This window comes from Tumebacillus permanentifrigoris, assembly GCF_003148565.1.
Classification (GTDB): Bacteria; Bacillota; Bacilli; order Tumebacillales; family Tumebacillaceae; genus Tumebacillus; species Tumebacillus permanentifrigoris.
In genome coordinates, this window is sequence record NZ_QGGL01000016.1 from 15,150 (window position 1) to 30,426 (window position 15,277).

At 56.3% G+C, this 15,277-nt stretch carries 17 protein-coding genes; 4 read left to right on the plus strand and 13 right to left on the minus strand.

Features of this window, described 5'->3' with window-relative positions:
- Positions 1-51: 51 nt before the first annotated feature.
- From C7459_RS16915 to C7459_RS16925, 3 genes are all read right to left on the minus strand, one after another.
- The gene (locus C7459_RS16915) at positions 52-1,662 is read right to left on the minus strand and encodes a CTP synthase (protein ID WP_109690468.1); all 1,611 of its coding nucleotides are present in this window, start codon (positions 1,660-1,662) and stop codon (positions 52-54) included.
- A gap of 189 nt (positions 1,663-1,851) precedes the next feature.
- A complete protein-coding gene (gene rpoE, locus C7459_RS16920) occupies positions 1,852-2,394 on the minus strand; it encodes a DNA-directed RNA polymerase subunit delta (protein ID WP_109690469.1) in 543 nt (180 codons plus the stop codon).
- 131 nt (positions 2,395-2,525) lie between these two features.
- On the minus strand, positions 2,526-3,425 hold the full coding sequence (locus C7459_RS16925) for a nucleoside hydrolase (protein ID WP_109690470.1): 900 nt from the start codon (positions 3,423-3,425) through the stop codon (positions 2,526-2,528).
- 88 nt (positions 3,426-3,513) lie between these two features.
- On the opposite strand from C7459_RS16925, the gene C7459_RS16930 reads away from it, so the two are divergent.
- The 3 genes from C7459_RS16930 to C7459_RS16940 are packed head-to-tail and all read left to right on the plus strand — an operon-like array spanning position 3,514 to position 7,245.
- Positions 3,514-4,986, plus strand: coding sequence for a spore germination protein (locus tag C7459_RS16930; RefSeq protein ID WP_109690471.1), 1,473 nt, complete (start codon positions 3,514-3,516; stop codon positions 4,984-4,986).
- 16 nt (positions 4,987-5,002) lie between these two features.
- On the plus strand, positions 5,003-6,118 hold the full coding sequence (locus C7459_RS16935; protein WP_170119517.1) for a GerAB/ArcD/ProY family transporter: 1,116 nt from the start codon (positions 5,003-5,005) through the stop codon (positions 6,116-6,118).
- Positions 6,115-7,245: a Ger(x)C family spore germination protein gene (locus C7459_RS16940; RefSeq protein WP_170119518.1), complete on the plus strand. Its 1,131-nt coding sequence runs from the start codon at positions 6,115-6,117 to the stop codon at positions 7,243-7,245. Before C7459_RS16935 ends, C7459_RS16940 begins: the two co-directional genes overlap by 4 nt.
- Positions 7,246-7,736: 491 nt before the next feature.
- Here C7459_RS16940 and C7459_RS16945 read toward each other — a convergent pair whose 3' ends face one another.
- The 9 genes from C7459_RS16945 to C7459_RS16985 all read right to left on the minus strand — a co-directional run bounded on the left by C7459_RS16945 (position 7,737) and on the right by C7459_RS16985 (position 13,987).
- The gene (locus tag C7459_RS16945) at positions 7,737-7,931 is read right to left on the minus strand and encodes a hypothetical protein (RefSeq protein ID WP_109690473.1); all 195 of its coding nucleotides are present in this window, start codon (positions 7,929-7,931) and stop codon (positions 7,737-7,739) included.
- A gap of 178 nt (positions 7,932-8,109) precedes the next feature.
- The gene (locus tag C7459_RS16950) at positions 8,110-8,649 is read right to left on the minus strand and encodes a S1 domain-containing RNA-binding protein (RefSeq protein ID WP_109690474.1); all 540 of its coding nucleotides are present in this window, start codon (positions 8,647-8,649) and stop codon (positions 8,110-8,112) included.
- 82 nt (positions 8,650-8,731) lie between these two features.
- Positions 8,732-9,109 carry an FtsB family cell division protein gene (locus C7459_RS16955; protein ID WP_170119519.1) on the minus strand — a complete coding sequence of 126 codons (378 nt, stop codon included), beginning with the start codon at positions 9,107-9,109 and terminating at the stop codon, positions 8,732-8,734.
- Positions 9,110-9,137: 28 nt separating this feature from the next.
- On the minus strand, positions 9,138-9,776 hold the full coding sequence (gene yabQ / locus C7459_RS16960) for a spore cortex biosynthesis protein YabQ (RefSeq protein WP_109690476.1): 639 nt from the start codon (positions 9,774-9,776) through the stop codon (positions 9,138-9,140).
- 12 nt (positions 9,777-9,788) lie between these two features.
- Positions 9,789-10,091, minus strand: coding sequence for a sporulation protein YabP (gene yabP, locus C7459_RS16965; protein WP_109690477.1), 303 nt, complete (start codon positions 10,089-10,091; stop codon positions 9,789-9,791).
- A 93-nt stretch (positions 10,092-10,184) separates the two neighbouring features.
- The gene (locus C7459_RS16970; RefSeq protein ID WP_109690478.1) at positions 10,185-10,475 is read right to left on the minus strand and encodes an RNA-binding S4 domain-containing protein; all 291 of its coding nucleotides are present in this window, start codon (positions 10,473-10,475) and stop codon (positions 10,185-10,187) included.
- A 1-nt stretch (position 10,476) separates the two neighbouring features.
- Positions 10,477-10,749, minus strand: coding sequence for an HU family DNA-binding protein (locus C7459_RS16975; RefSeq protein ID WP_109690479.1), 273 nt, complete (start codon positions 10,747-10,749; stop codon positions 10,477-10,479).
- Between the two features lie 114 nt (positions 10,750-10,863).
- Entirely contained in the window at positions 10,864-12,336 is a 1,473-nt protein-coding gene (yabN, locus tag C7459_RS16980; RefSeq protein WP_109690480.1) for a bifunctional methyltransferase/pyrophosphohydrolase YabN, read from the minus strand.
- Between the two features lie 28 nt (positions 12,337-12,364).
- The gene (locus C7459_RS16985) at positions 12,365-13,987 is read right to left on the minus strand and encodes a putative polysaccharide biosynthesis protein (RefSeq protein WP_170119520.1); all 1,623 of its coding nucleotides are present in this window, start codon (positions 13,985-13,987) and stop codon (positions 12,365-12,367) included.
- A gap of 492 nt (positions 13,988-14,479) precedes the next feature.
- On the opposite strand from C7459_RS16985, the gene C7459_RS16995 reads away from it, so the two are divergent.
- The gene (locus C7459_RS16995) at positions 14,480-14,851 is read left to right on the plus strand and encodes a VOC family protein (RefSeq protein ID WP_109690569.1); all 372 of its coding nucleotides are present in this window, start codon (positions 14,480-14,482) and stop codon (positions 14,849-14,851) included.
- A gap of 94 nt (positions 14,852-14,945) precedes the next feature.
- Here the strand turns inward: C7459_RS16995 and C7459_RS17000 are convergent, their stop codons facing one another.
- Positions 14,946-15,164 carry a DUF2922 domain-containing protein gene (locus C7459_RS17000; protein ID WP_109690483.1) on the minus strand — a complete coding sequence of 73 codons (219 nt, stop codon included), beginning with the start codon at positions 15,162-15,164 and terminating at the stop codon, positions 14,946-14,948.
- Positions 15,165-15,277: the final 113 nt, after the last annotated feature.

Below are 15,277 nucleotides of genomic sequence, written 5' to 3' on the forward strand. Positions count from 1 at the left end.
CCTTTGTCGATTAAAAAAGCCAGTCTCTCGAAGAGACTGGCTTTTCTCGTCTTACTGATCCAATTGATGTCTGTCCAGCGAAGCTCGTACAAACTCGCGGAACAGCGGTTGCGGGCGGTTCGGGCGCGAGGTGAATTCCGGGTGGAACTGCGACGCGACAAACCACGGGTGGTCCTTCAACTCGATGATCTCAACCAGTCGTCCGTCCGGCGACGTGCCCGAGAACTCGAAGCCTGCGTTCAACATCGCATCCCGGTACTCGTTGTTGAATTCATAACGGTGACGGTGACGCTCGTACACGAGGGTATCGCCATACGCAGTCGCCACCTTGGAACCTGGCTCCAACTTGCACGGATACAGCCCGAGGCGCAGCGTGCCGCCCAGATCTTCGACTTCCTTTTGCTCCGGCAACAGGTCGATCACCGGGTGCGTGGTCAGCGCATCGATCTCCGAGGAGTTCGCGTCCGTATGACCGAGCACATGACGGGCGTACTCGATGCACGCCACCTGCATCCCGAGACAGATGCCGAGGTACGGAACTTGGTTCTCCCGCGCATACTTCGTCGCGAGGATCTTGCCTTCCACACCCCGATCGCCAAATCCACCCGGCACGAGGATGCCGTCCGCGTTGCCGAGCAATTCCTGCACGTTCTCCGCCGTGACATCCTCCGCTTGAATCCAGTCGATCTCGATGTTCGAATCGGCTGCAAAGCCCGCGTGGTACAGCGCTTCTGCGACGGAGATGTACGCGTCGCGCAGCGCCACGTACTTGCCGACCAGCGCGATGCGGGTCGTGTGCTGGAGGTTTTTGACCTTGTGTACCAGTTGCTTCCACTCCGTCATGTCCGCTTCTGGCACGTCGTATCCGAAGTGGCGCACGACCAGACGGTCGAGGCCTTCCTCTTGGAACATCAGCGGCAAGTCGTACAGGGTATCCGCGTCACGCGCTTCGATGACCGCCTCTGGGTCCGTGTCACAGAACATCGCGATCTTGCGTTTCACATCCAACGGCATCGGCTCAGCCGTCCGGCAGACGAGGATGTTCGGCGTGATCCCGATCGAGCGCAGTTCCTTGACGGAGTGCTGCGTCGGTTTGGTTTTCATCTCGCCCGCTTTGCCGAGGTACGGGATCAGCGTGACATGGATGTACATCACATTCTCGCGACCGACATCGTTTTTGATCTGACGGATCGCTTCGAGGAACGGCAACGACTCGATGTCCCCAACCGTGCCGCCGATCTCCGTGATCACGACGTCCGCGTTGGTGTCCTTGCCCGAACGGAAGACCCGCTCCTTGATCTCGTTGGTGATGTGCGGGATCACCTGAACCGTGCCGCCGAGGTAATCGCCACGGCGTTCCTTGGTGATGACCGAGCCGTAGACTTTCCCTGAGGAGATGCTGTTGTTTTTGGAGAGGTTGATGTCGATGAAGCGCTCATAGTGGCCGAGGTCCAAGTCGGTCTCTGCGCCGTCATCGGTGACAAACACCTCACCATGTTGGTAGGGACTCATCGTTCCTGGGTCCACGTTGATGTATGGGTCGAATTTTTGAATGGTGACTTTCAGACCACGATTCTTCAGCAGCCGTCCGAGCGAGGCGGCCGTGATCCCTTTTCCGAGCGAAGATACGACGCCACCGGTTACAAAAATATATTTTGCCATGCCTTGTTGTGCCCCCTATGTACGCTTGTTGTCCTTAGTTTGCCAAGTCCGGTTCTAAAAAAAACACCTTTGCTATCGTAACTTTCTCACTCCGGCTTGTCAATAGGAGGCCAGCGAAAAGAGCCGCACCCCGGAGACCCGGTTTGCGGCTGAAACTGCGATTTTCGCTTTTGTAAAAGGGAGCGAGGCTTAGAACTCTTCGTCTTCCTCGTAGGAATCGAATTCCTCTTCCTCAGCTTCTTCCGTTTCTTCGACTTCGACTACTTCGCCTTCGAACTCTTCCTCTTCCTCATCGGCGGCATCTGCGTCATCGTCAACGGCTGTGAACGCAGCGGCGAAGGTATCCACTTCGGCATCTTCGTCGTCGTAGGACTCTTCTTCCTCGTCGTCGTAGAAATCGTCGTCGTCTTCGTCGATGTCCTTGCGCACAAATTTCTTGCCGCTCGTGCTGGACTTCTCCGGCGCTTTGTCTGTCGGGTACCAACGTTTCAGTCCCCACGTGTTGTTGCCGATGCAGATGAAGCGACCATCGATATTGATCTCCGTATAGAGACGTGCGATCACTTCGTTGATTTGTGTCGGCGTCAGACCTTTCAGACGTGCGACCGTCTGCATCAGATCGCTGAACAGGAACGGCTTGTTCGTCTGTTTCAAGATCACAAACGCCAAGTCAACCAAGGATAATTCGCTAACTTTCTCTGGATCAAGCTTTACTGCGTGAGCTTCTGCCAAAGTCAGCACTTCCTTTCTATGTACCCCAGAAACTGCCACATCCTAGTCTAGCCAACTTCAGGGAGAATATTCAATTCCGAAAAATAGAGAGCAAAATAAATCATACCACAACCGATTTGCGAGGGAAAGAGTCATTTTTTCAAAATCCCGACAACATCGTGGACAAACACCGCCAGATCAAGCTCCCACGCAATCCGTGTCCCTGCTGGAGCTGCCACCTCCGAGGCACTGGGCCGGAAATCAGCGATCGTCTGCCCGCGTGTCAAGCCACTCCCCGTCTCCACCTGTACGTGACGGCGGGTGAACTGCAGCGCATCCTCCCGGTTCAAGGCAAACACAGGCAGCAAGTCGTGCAGCGGCGCACCAGACAGCGCCCGGTTCTTGTCTTGGTAGTAGCGATAGTAGGTATCATAGAGCGGCTTCAAGGGCGTCACTGCCGCCTGCTCCGGGGTGAGGATCGCTTTTTGGGTCACGTTTAGCGGAAAAAGCGTGACGTCCGCGCCGGACGTCAACACCAGATGGGCCGCGATCGGATCGCCATGCAGATTCGCCTCTGCCACCTCGGAGATGTTCCCCACGCCAAACGCCCCGCCCATCGCATAGATCGGCACCCCCCGCCAGCGCGCTCCATACAAAAGCGTCAACGTCGCCAGCGACGTCATCCGCCCCAACTCCAGCACCACAAACTCGCCTGCGCGCGCCAACAGCTTCATCAACTCCGGCAGCTCAGCTCCCTGTTCCTTGGTCAGCGGCAATTCATACGGTCCCAGCCCCTGCGCACCGTGGACCTCTGGGAAAAACGTCGGGTTCTCGCCGGTCATCGGGCGCTCACACCCGGCAAACACCGGGATCTCCTCCCGACCGGCCTGCCGCAACAGCCACTTCGCATTGCGCACCGCGAGATCGCGCGGCATATTCCCATACCCGCCGACGATGCCGAGCACCTGCAACCGCGGGTCGTGAACCGCGTACCAGAGCGCAAACGCATCGTCCACACCCCCATCGACAAACAACACGACTTTTTTTCTCATCACAAACCCCACCTTCCTTCGGATGAGTGTCCCTCGATTCGGCAACAACTAACGCTACCATGTTTTTGCAAAAGGGAGTCGGACGACTATGGAACACACCCACCTCCCCGCTTCGCTTGATGCGGCAGTCAAACAGGTCAAACAGGCGCTGCCGATCAGCGCCGACCTCGTTGTTCGCACGTTGCACAAGCGCAGGATGGGGGTCCTTTTTGTCAATACCTTGCTGGACACAGAGCTGTTACAACGCGCCGTGCTCGCCCCTTTGCAACGCCTCGGCGGGCATGCGCAGACCCTACAAGCGCTGATGGAGATCATCCCGATCGCCAGTCTGAAAGTCACCGATAACCTCCAGCAGACGCTCGAATTTCTGTTGCGCGGCTGGGTCTACCTGCACCTGGACGGCATCGCCCAAGGCTTGCTCATCCAGACCGACCAGTCGCCCCAAGGCGTGATCCCCGAGCGGGAGTATGCCGTGATCGGCCAACAGACCGCCTTCACGGAGAGTTTGGAGAACAACGTGGCCTTGATCCGCAAATTGCTACCTGACACCCGTCTATGCAACGAATCCCTGACCGTGGGTAGACGGAGCAAGACACGCGTCAGCATGCTCTATATCTCAGACATCGCCGACGAACAAAATGTAATCACCTTGCGTCAACGCATGGAGGACTTAGAGGTCGACAGCGTGATCGCCAGCTCCATCCTCACGCAGTTGATCGACGACAACTCGTGGACGGTCTTCACCCAGATGCTGTTGACCGAGCGTCCCGACCGCGTCACCTACGATCTGCTGGAAGGCAAGATCGCCTTGCTCCTCGACGGGAATTCGCTGGCGATCCTCGCACCGTGTACGCTGTGGGACTATATGAAAACCTCAGAGGACTACAACACGCGCTGGAACTTAACGATGCTTATTCGTGCGATGCGAATTGTAGCGATGTTCGGCTCGACGCTGATGACCGCGCTCTACGTAGCGGCGCTGACCTATCACTACCAAGTCATCCCGATCAATTTGCTAGACTCGCTGATCGAATCGCGGTTGCGCGTCCCCTTTCCCCCGCTGTACGAAGCGCTGTTGCTGGAAGTGATCATCGAACTGCTGCGCGAAGCCGGTGCCCGCCTGCCCACCAAAGTCGGTCAGACGATGGGCATCGTCGGCGGTATCGTCATCGGGGAAGCGGCGGTACAAGCAGGCTTCACCAGCAACATCCTGATCATGCTGGTCGCGCTCGGGGCCCTGTCTTCGTTCACCTCGCCCAATTATATGTTCGGCATCGTCATCCGACTCTTGCGCTTCCCGATGATCCTCCTCGCCGGGTGGCTCGGCGGGCTCGGCATCCTCTTGGGCATTGCGTTTTTGATGCTTCACCTGTTGCGCATCACCTCGCTTGGACATCCGTTCCTGTGGCCGATGTACCCGTTGCGGTTGCGCAACTGGAAGGAAGGTCTGTTGCGCCTGAGATTGCCCTCATATGCCAAGCGATCAGACTTCACGCGCCCTGAGGATGCGGAGCGATACTCCCCTGCGCAAGCCAAGCAGATCCATGACATCGATGAGTGAGGAGGGAACCCTAGACATGAACACCACCCCGACGATCCCCAAACGACTGCTGTTTAACGCCTCGATGCTTGTCTTTGTCATCCAAGCCAACCAAGTGGGAGTGGGGGTGCTCGGTTTCCACCGCCTCATCGCGAAGTACGTTCGTCAGGACGCATGGATCGCCATCGTGATCGCGGGGCTCGCCGTACACCTCATCCTCTGGGTGATGGTCGCCACACTGCGCATGTTCGATTCGTCCGATCTGTACGGCATCCACGATGCGGTCTGGGGCAAGTGGCTGGGCCGCGTGCTGAACGCCCTGTACACCGCAATGCTCGCCGCACCGACGCTGGTGATCATCGAGACGTACATCGAAGTGATCCAGACGTGGATCTCTGTGGACATCCCCTCGTGGTTTGTCTCCCTCTCCCTGCTGTTGCTGGTGATCTACGGCGTGCTCGGCGGGTTGCGCATCATCGTCGGCTTCTGCTTGCTCAGCGTCCTCTCCACGATCTGGTTGGTGCTGCTCGCCTACTACCCGCTGCAATACGCCGTCTGGAGTCACCTGCTGCCCGTGTTCGAAGCCAAACTCCCAGACTTGCTCACCGCTGTGCAAAAAATGGCCCTGACCCTGTCTGGCTTCGAGATCATCTACTTCGTCTATCCGTTCGTGCGCGACAAGCACCATGCCTATCGCTACAGCCAGATCGCCGCCCTGATCACCAACCTGATCTACCTCATCGCGATGTTGACCGCCACCGTGTACTTCAGCCAGGAACAACTCCTGCACAACATCTGGGCCCAGCTCTCAATCCTCAAGATCATCCAGCTGCCGTTCCTCGAACGCTTCGAATACCTGATCATCCCGCTGTGGGTGCTGGTGATCCTGCCCAACATGCTGCTCTACACGTGGGCGACCACCCGTGGTTTGAAGCATGTCTTTCACCTCTCGCAAAAAAAGGGCGTCTACGCGGTCGCTCTCATCACCTTGGGACTGGGATTCCTGTTCAACACCCGGCAGAAAGTCAACCAGCTCAACGACCTGTTCAACACGTTCTATCTCTACGCCGTCTTTCTCTACCCGTTGCTGTTGTACGTGGTAGCCTTGATCAAAACGAAATGGCAGCGCCGACAGGAGGGGAAGCAGACATGAGAGCTCGACGCGTGCTCTTGATCTCTCTAGCCCTCAGTCTGTTCACCACCGGGTGCATGCGCACGAACATCCTCGAACAGACCGGCCTGATCCTGATGGTCGGGTATGACGACGCGGGTGAAAATAAAATCCGCGGCACCTCCCTGCTCTACCAAGTCGATCCGCGCGCCAAGGAGCACACCCAAGTGATCTCCAGCGTCTCCGCTAGCAGCAAAGGCTCCCGCGAGATCAACAACCTCGGCATGGCCAAAAAGCTCGTCTCGGGCCAGTTGCGCGTGGCGTTGTACAGTGACGAACTCGTGCGCAAAAACGGCTTGTTTGGCTTGGTCGATACGCTCTCTCGCGACGCCAACGTCGGGCGGATGGTCTACATCGCCGTCTGCAGAGGCCAGGCGCAGGACCTGATGGCCTACCGCTACCCAGAGACGTCGAACCTCGGCTCGTTCCTCTACCAAGATCTCAAGCAGAACACGCTCAGCGGCAACCTCCCCTCGGCGACACTGCACGAATTCATCCGCGATTACTATGAAGTCGGTCGCGACCCGGTGTTGCCGATCTTGGAAAAAGAGAAAAATAAAGTCTCCATCACCGGCATTGCCCTGTTTCAAAATGATCGCTTGGCCGGTGAAACCAGCACCCGAAACGGGTACTACATCAAGTCATTTCGTGACCCGCACAAACCGATGTACCTCGAAGTGCGGGTCAAAAGCCAAGCACTGAAACCCGTGCTCAAGCAAGCGCCCAGCAAGTCCGAGACCGCCATGATGTTCTCAACCTTAAAGCAAAAACCCCAGATCAAGCTGCTCGACCCCCAAAACCTCCGCTTCCAAATCACCCTGCAGATAAGCGCCGAGCTGCTGGAGGTCTCCGAACCCGTTGACCTCTCCAAACCGGAGACCGAAAAGCAACTGGCAGACGCGATCGGGCATCAGATGAGCCTCGAGTTGCACGAACTTCTCACGCAATTCATCTCGCTCAAAACCGACCCGATCGGACTCGGCGAAATCTACCGCTCCAGCGTTCGAGGCAGCCACTTCACACGCGACGAGTGGCACGAGATGTTGAGCAAGGCTCAGCTCGACACCCGCGTCGAGGTCATGTTCGTCCGCACCGGCATCGTGGATTAATCACCCGATCAGCAGACCCGCATAGAAACCCACGAGGATGCAAAAAATGACACCAGCATCCTGCGCAAAGGAGGCCCATGCCTGTGAATCCCTATGTCTACTCCTACACGCTGATCGCCATCTCTGTCGCCGTGCTCGTCGGGGCGACCGCTTGGTGGACGTACTCCAAGTACAAACGCAAAGCCTAGTCATGAGACCTAGTCATGAGAAAAACCGCCTCGCAACAGGCGGTTTTTTTCATCACGCAGGATGCCTTACCAGATCCAGTGACCGATCCGGTTCCAAAACGACTCAATGTTACGGACTTCCAACTCATGGTACTTCGTCACCCAAAACTCATGATACATACTCGATGATTCCCTCCACACCTGACACTCTCTATTCTGTGTCCTCACTCGATACACAGGATATTGTCGAACTGCGCCAGATGTGCATGAAAAGTAAAAATCAATAAAAAAGCCCAGCTCTCGATTAAGAGAGCCGGGCTTTTTTTATGCGGTGACGGTGGAGGATACATACGCGCAAGCAAGCATCACGATGAGCGACAGGAACATGAAGCCAGCGAGACCTTTTTTACGCTGCTTGATCATCGAGACCATCGTGAACCCGCACAGGATCGCGCAGATTACGAACGTGACCGCTACCGAAATCGGGTGAAGCGTCATGCCTTCGTGGAGAGACAGCATTGGATAGTCACCTCTTACCTTCAGGAAATAGGAGATCTTGCTATAAGACCGTACTACAGACTATTTTATTATAAAGAACACGTACAGGTTGTGTCAAAACAGGGAACATTATTCCCCCGAGCCACATCGTTGCAAAAAAGGCACGCCCAAACGGGTGTGCCTTCCGTATCGCGACAAGTTAGCCGCGTCGGCCACCACGGCCTCCGCGCTTGGATTCATTGCGTTTAAGGGCAGACAGACGGTCTTCACTTTCCTTGAGGAAGCGAGTCAGTTTGTCTTCGAATTGCACCGGACGTTCCGGACGTTGACCGCCACGGCCGCCACCACGGTTGCCGCCGCCCATCGGACGACCACCACCGCCGCCACCCATCGGACGACCACCACCACCACCGCCGCCCATCGGACGGTCACCACGCGGACCACTCGGGCCCGGCGGTCGATCGCCACGCGGACGATATTCACGCGGAGCTTCGCCTTCTACAGGTTCCTTGGCTTGGCGGATCGAGAGGCCAATCTTGCCGTCTTTGTCGACGTTGATGACCTTTACGGTTACCTCATCGTTGACTTTCAAGTGTTCGTTGATGTCTTTGACATAGGTGTCCGCGATCTCCGAGATGTGCACCAGACCCGTCACGTTACCTGGAAGCAACACGAACGCACCAAAGTGCGTGATACCGGTTACTTTCCCTTGCAGTTTGCTGCCCAATTCAATGGCCATGTAGAAAAAGCTCCTCCTTAAGGATTAACGAACGTATTCCATCTAAATTATAACGATTGCCAAGGAAAAATTCAAGAAGCCCTTAGCGTTTCGGGACTTCTTGCTTCGGTTCTACCAGTAAAGTTTCCCCGTCTTTCACCATCATAAACTGACTGCGTGCCAGTTGTGCGATATAGTCGGGATCTTGCAGTTGCTCGATGCGCTTCTGCAAGTCGACATTCGACTGCTGAACTTGCGTCATGTCTTGGTTGAGGGTTGCCTGTTGCTGTTCCAGACGCTTGAGATCGGGCGATTGAACAAAGAAAAACACGTAGGCAGCCCACGCCATGATCCCGAACATGAGAATGCGGCGCGGCTTCCAGCGGCGCTTCGAAGTTGCTTTGCCTGCCACAGGAGATGGTGCCGGCGTCGACTCCTGTTCGTTCATGCTATAGACGTTGGTGCGTCCTGTCTTGTTCATCGTCCCGTCGTTCCTCCGTTCAGCGCTACTAGGGTTTGCGATCCTCATCATCTTGGTCGACTAACCAATTCGCCACAGAACGCAGTATTCCTCTCCACTTTTGCTTGACGCGTGCGATATATTTTTTTACAGGCTGAAAAACCGGCTTGACCAACGGGAGGATCGTCCACTCGTACAGCTTGCGTCCGAGCCACTCCATCGAAGTCAGCAGTGGGCCGAACGGCCAGAGGATGACTTTTTCCAACGTGTTGGCGAGGGAGTCGATGCCGCGCACCAGTGCGAGGAACAGCGACCACAGCCAGAGCAGCGGAGTGATCACCGTCAGGAACAGGAAGCGCCCGATCACTTGCAACAGGTACGTGATCGTCTTGATCACGCCGACCGTCGAGCCGACGACGATTTTTCGCAACAGCAACCGATACAAGCCAAAGCCGATCAGCATGACGAGGAACACGTACAACCGCACCTCGCCGTCGTTCGCCCAGTGGATCGAATAGAGCACGAGCAGCAACGCAAAGATCCAAAACGCGAAGTCGAGGATCGGCCCTAGAAATCTAAGGTATTTCCACTCCGCCAAAATGGTGCGGTACACATCATAAACAGCACCAAGCACGGCGCCGCTGGCACTCATGGCAAACACGGTCAGATACTGCGTCCAGAGGCTCATCACGTCCTCCCCCTACCGGAACAGCTTGCTGAAAAACCCCTTGGCCTTCTCCGATGGTGTCACACCTTCGTCAAAGTAGCCGATGTCGAGAATCAAGCCTTCGATCGCGACAAAGCCATTTTCCAAGTTCAGCGTTTTGATATGCAAGTTCTCCCCGCGAACTGCGAGAAATCCAAAGTGCGTCGCCAGCACGAACTCCTGCGCGTCAAAACTCTCCACATTGAGCACGCCGTTGACTTCGAGGCTTTGCCGGTTGCGAAGGACCAGCTCGTGGTTTTGGTATTGTTTGGGACGTGGGTTGCGTTCATCTGCCATCTCTTCCAATCCTCCCCGTAGACACTTGATTGGTACAAGATATGGCCCGATGTACAAAAAAAGACCAAGCCTGTGCAGGCTTGGTCTCTTCGTCTATTCCTCGTCGTCGACAAACTCCGGCTCGATCACTTCGCGCCGGGTTTCCGAAACGATGGTATACATCTGTGCTGCGAGATCTTTTTTCGCCGATTCTTGGAGCATCTCGACGCGGGCTTCCACGATCTTCTGCCCGAATGTAATCGTCAACAGGTCGCCGGCCGCGACGCTGGTGCTGGCCTTCGCCTGACGTCCATTGATCACGATGCGACCTTGGTCACAGACTTCCTTGGCCAAAGTGCGGCGCTTGATCAGCCGCGACACCTTGAGGTATTTATCGAGACGCATCTTACTTCGTCGCTTCTTTGAGCTTGTTGCCCGGTTTGAAGGCCGGGATCACCGATTCCGGGATCGTGATCTCCTCGCCTGTTTTCGGGTTGCGGCCGGAACGAGCTGCACGCTTGCGGGTTTCGAACGTACCAAAGCCGATCAGTTGGACTTTGTCACCCGATTTGAGTGCTTCTTCGATCGATTCGAGGAAGGAGTTAACCGCGAGTTCCGCGTCTTTTTTCTTCAGGCCGGACTTCTCAGAGACAGCCGCGATGAGTTCCACTTTGTTCATGGTACAGTTGAGCCCCTTTCGCAATACACTTCTGGATTGTGGGAAAATGAACCTCTTGCTTATTCTTGATCCTCTATGGAATTCCTGCAAGATTGCATGATTTTACCTGTGTTTTTAGGAACGTTCCTGCTTTTTGGCGGCGTTCCACAGGTTGTCCATCTCCACCAACGTGCTTTCCGAGGGTGTTTTGCCCTGTGCGCGCAGGGCGTCCTCGATGTAGGCAAAGCGTTCGCGGAACTTGCGGTTGGTGCGGGCGAGGGCTTCCTCCGGGTCGACTTTCAAGAACCGGGCGAGATTCACCAGCGCAAACAACAGATCACCCAGCTCCCCTGCAGGGTCGTCTGTCGCCTCCAGTTCCGCGATCTCCTCGCGAACCTTGTCATACACATCCGCGAGATCATCCCAGTCAAAGCCGACAGCGGCGGCTTTTTTTTGAAGCTTGTGCGCCATCAGGATGCCGGGCAGAGCGGCGGGGACGGAGTCGAGGAGATGCTCGTCGACCTCGCCTTTGTCCGCCCTCTCCTGTGCTTTGATGTCTGCCCAGTTCGCGACGACGTCCTCCGCCGTTTCCGCCTCTGCGGTCGCAAAAACATGCGGGTGGCGACGGATCATTTTTTCGCTGGCCGAGCGAATCACTTCATAGATATCGAACGTGCCTTCCTCGCTGGCGACTTGCGCGTGCAGCACGATCTGGAGCAACAGGTCGCCCAGTTCGTCCGCGATGTCGTCCGGTTCGTCGCGGTCGATCGCATCGGCAACTTCAAACGCTTCCTCCAGCACATAGGGGCGCAGGGTCTGATGCGTCTGCTTGAGATCCCACGGGCAGCCGGTCTCCGGGTGACGGAGGGCGGCGATGATGTCGACGAACTGCCAAAGTTGGCGGTTGATCACCGCTTCCGCAAGCGTGGCGGGCAAGTAGACGGTGGTCATGTGGTCGATCCAGTCCAAGCGGTCGATCTCGTAGAGCGGCATCGTCTCGACGCGCTCCAGCCCCTCGACACCGATCGCACGAGCGACGGTGACCGGGTAATCGTCCGGGTATTGCTGCATCAGAGTCAGCTTGACATCAGACGCGACATCGCGGGAGTAGACCTGTGCGATGACGGTGTGCAGGCTCGGGTTGACCTGACGCGGGAACAGACTGGTCCCGTCGAGGAACAGCAAGCCGTCCGTCGGATCGACGCCGACCTTCACGAGCAGATCGTCGAGGAAGGAATGCCCTGGGCCGATCACGATCTGGACGTTTTGGGCAGATGCTTGGCGGCGGAGGTTTTGAACCGTGATCTCCGCGACGCCGGGATGACCGGGCACGGCGTAGACGATGTGCCCGTTTTGGTGCGCCTGCTCGAACAGGTGATTGGCGATGTTCTGGTAGACCTGTCCAAAATCTTCTCCTTCGTCATAGAAGGAATCAAGCGCAACAAAGACGATCCCCTTTTCCCGGAGATCGTCCACGACTGGATGGCGTTCGGTGCGCAGAAATATCGCGCCCGCCGCCGCTTGTTGGGTTTCTAAAATCTGATAGGAGCCCAGTGGCAGCCCGGTCCAAGAACCGGGCCCGAGGCCCACGATGGTGATCTGTGCCATTGTGTGTTATTCACTCCATGTCTGCAATCTATCGAATCATGCCTAGTTTGGCAAAAAAGCCCGCGAGACGTGGCCCGATCTTCGGAACTGCTGCGATGTCCGCACGCGTGACAGCGCCGGTGACCATCAGCGCGATGCCATAGACCAGTCCGGCGGCAGTCATGGCGGTCATCGCTGTAAGCGCGGCCACGATCCGACCGTCCTGCGTGATGCTGTGGAAGTAGGGCGTCATGTACTGCACGACCCCATACGCTGCGACGCTCAGGAAGAAAGTTGCGAACAGCGGGCGGAACAGCATCGCCCGCAAGTCGAACACGACACCGGTTCGTTGATACAGCGCGATCAGGTTGAGGATCGTCGCGATCAAGTACGAGATGACGGTGGCGAGCGCCGCCCCGTTAATTCCTAGTATGGGTACGAGCAGGAAGTTCAACCCCAATTTTGCAAGTGCGCCGATAAACAGATTGCGCACCGGTATGTAGATGACACCCACACCTTGGAGGATCGCAGAGGACGTGAGTTGGATGCTGGAGAACAGCGTCGCCGCTGCGATGGCGACGATCGCTTGGGTGCCTTCGTTGTTTTTGAACAGCATGATGTCGATCGGTTCCGCGAGCAGTGCGAGACCGACGGAGGAGGGAAGGGCCACCAGCATCGTCATGCGCATCGCCATCTCCATGCGGTAGGAGACGAGGCGTTTGTCGCGCAGCGCGATCGCCGCAGAGATCGCGGGCATCAGGGCGGTGCCGATCGCGGAGGCGAACGTGGTCGGCAGCAGCATCAGTTTGAAGGCACGCCCCGTGAGCAGGCCGAACATCTCAGTGGCTTGCTCTTGTGTGAAACCGCATTTTTTGAGCAGATTGACGACGGTGATCACATCGACGTTGTTCATCAGCGGAACGACGAGTGCTCCAAGTGAGACGGGCAGCGCGTACCAGCAGAGTTTTTTCACAACTGTCCATGTGCCTTGGGGGGCGACTTTGTTTTGGTAGCGCGGGTCGTGACGGAAGTAGTGGCGACGGTTCCAAGCAAAGATCAGAATCGTCAGGAAGCCCGCCAAACCGCCGGTGAACGCACCAAAAGCCGCACCCGCCGCAGCTCCTGCTTCCCCGTAGCCCCACTGCAAGAGCAAAGTGGCGAGTACGAGGATCGTGCCAACGCGCACGAATTGCTCGGCCAACTGCGAGGTAGCGGTGGGCTCCATGCGTTGCCAGCCTTGGAAGTAGCCGCGAAAGGCGGACATGAGCGGTACGACGAGCAAGGCGGGGGCGATCGTGCGGATGGCGTAGACGGCTTCCCGGTCACCGAACCAGATCGCGAATTGCTCCGCGCCGAAGTAGAGCAACAGGAAAAACCCGACGCCGGTGAGGGTCAGCAGGAGGCTGGAGACGCGAAACACTTTTTTCGCACCTGCATAATCGCCGAGGGCGACATGTTCCGCGACAAACTTGGACACGGCGACCGGAAACCCGGCCGTCGAGAGGATGAGCAGAGTTGAATAGATCGGATAGGCCATCTGATACAAGCCGATCCCACGGTCCCCGATGATGTTTTGCAAAAAAATCGTATAGACCGACCCGAGCAGCTTGGACAAGATCCCCGCAATCCCGAGAATAAGTGCACCACGCAAAAACAGGTTGCGCTCCGACATTGGCCGTCCCTCCCAGTATACCATCTCCTCCCATGATATGAGGACAAGGGCGCAGGTAGGACAGAACTGTCGGCGATGATCGCACGTAATTACGGGGAAGTTATAACGCGGCGCGAAGGCCAGCGCGATTGCCACCCACCTTATATTTCCTTTCCTTCACCGCCGGAGTATAATTGACCCGTGATTGCTGAAAAAGGAAATGTCTTCCCCTGAACGATCATGGACAATGTTGCACCCCTATTCACGTACCCAATATCTCCGAGCAGCGTTGACGGCATCCGCAGGTCATGGTGTTGCTTGCAATGGAATTTTGGAGGGAAGTCTGCGAACGTAACTTGTCCATGTAAGAGGTGCACGAAGCTGATGAATACGCCCGAGTTTTCGTTTGAAGAAATCGGCAAGCGTTTCGGGAAACTCCTCACGTGACCTCGGCAACATGTACGGAAAGAGAAAAAGGAGAGTATGAAAAATGACGATGGGAGTAGGTTCACGATGAAACGTGTCACTGGAATCGGCGGCATCTTTTTTAAAGCGGAGCAGCCTGAGGTGTTGCTGGCTTGGTATGAAAAACATCTGGGCATTCAGTTGGCCACAGGTATGCTGGGTACTGTGTTTGAGTCTGCAGGGCAAACCGTATGGTCTATGTTTCCAAAAGATACGAAGTATTTCGCCCCCTCGACCGCTCCATTTATGGTAAATTACCGGGTGGAGAATTTACTGAAATTGGTAGACGTGTTGCGTGAAGAGGGCGTGGAGGTTATCGATACGATCCAGGACTCGGAATACGGCAAATTCGCCTGGGTGATGGACCCCGAAGGGAACCGGGTTGAGTTGTGGGAACCCCCGGCGCAATCCTCGGAATAGGTGTGCGAAAAGAGAGGCGAGAACTGACGCCCCTCTTTTGAATAAGCAAAACCACAAAAAAGACAGGCCGCGAATCCGGCCTGTCTTTTTTGCTTTAGATCTCGATTTTCTCGACGCTCGACTCGACGATGCGGGCGGAGAGTTTTTCCACGGCCAGTCCCTGCGGGAAGCCGAAGATTCCTTTCTGGATCACGAGGTCCATGACGTCTTGGATTTCGGCGGTGGTCAGATCGTGACGCGGTTCGGGGATCACCAGTTTGACTTTTTTGTTGAGGTTGGTCGAGAAGTACAGTTCAAGGTCGCGTTTTTGCATGAGCGTTCCCTCCATTTTGGGTGTGAGTTAGATGCGGGTCAGGTCTTGGCGGTTGAGCAACTGGATGTGGTGCAGTCGGTACGAGGTCAAGCTTGCCAGCGCTTCCCCGACCG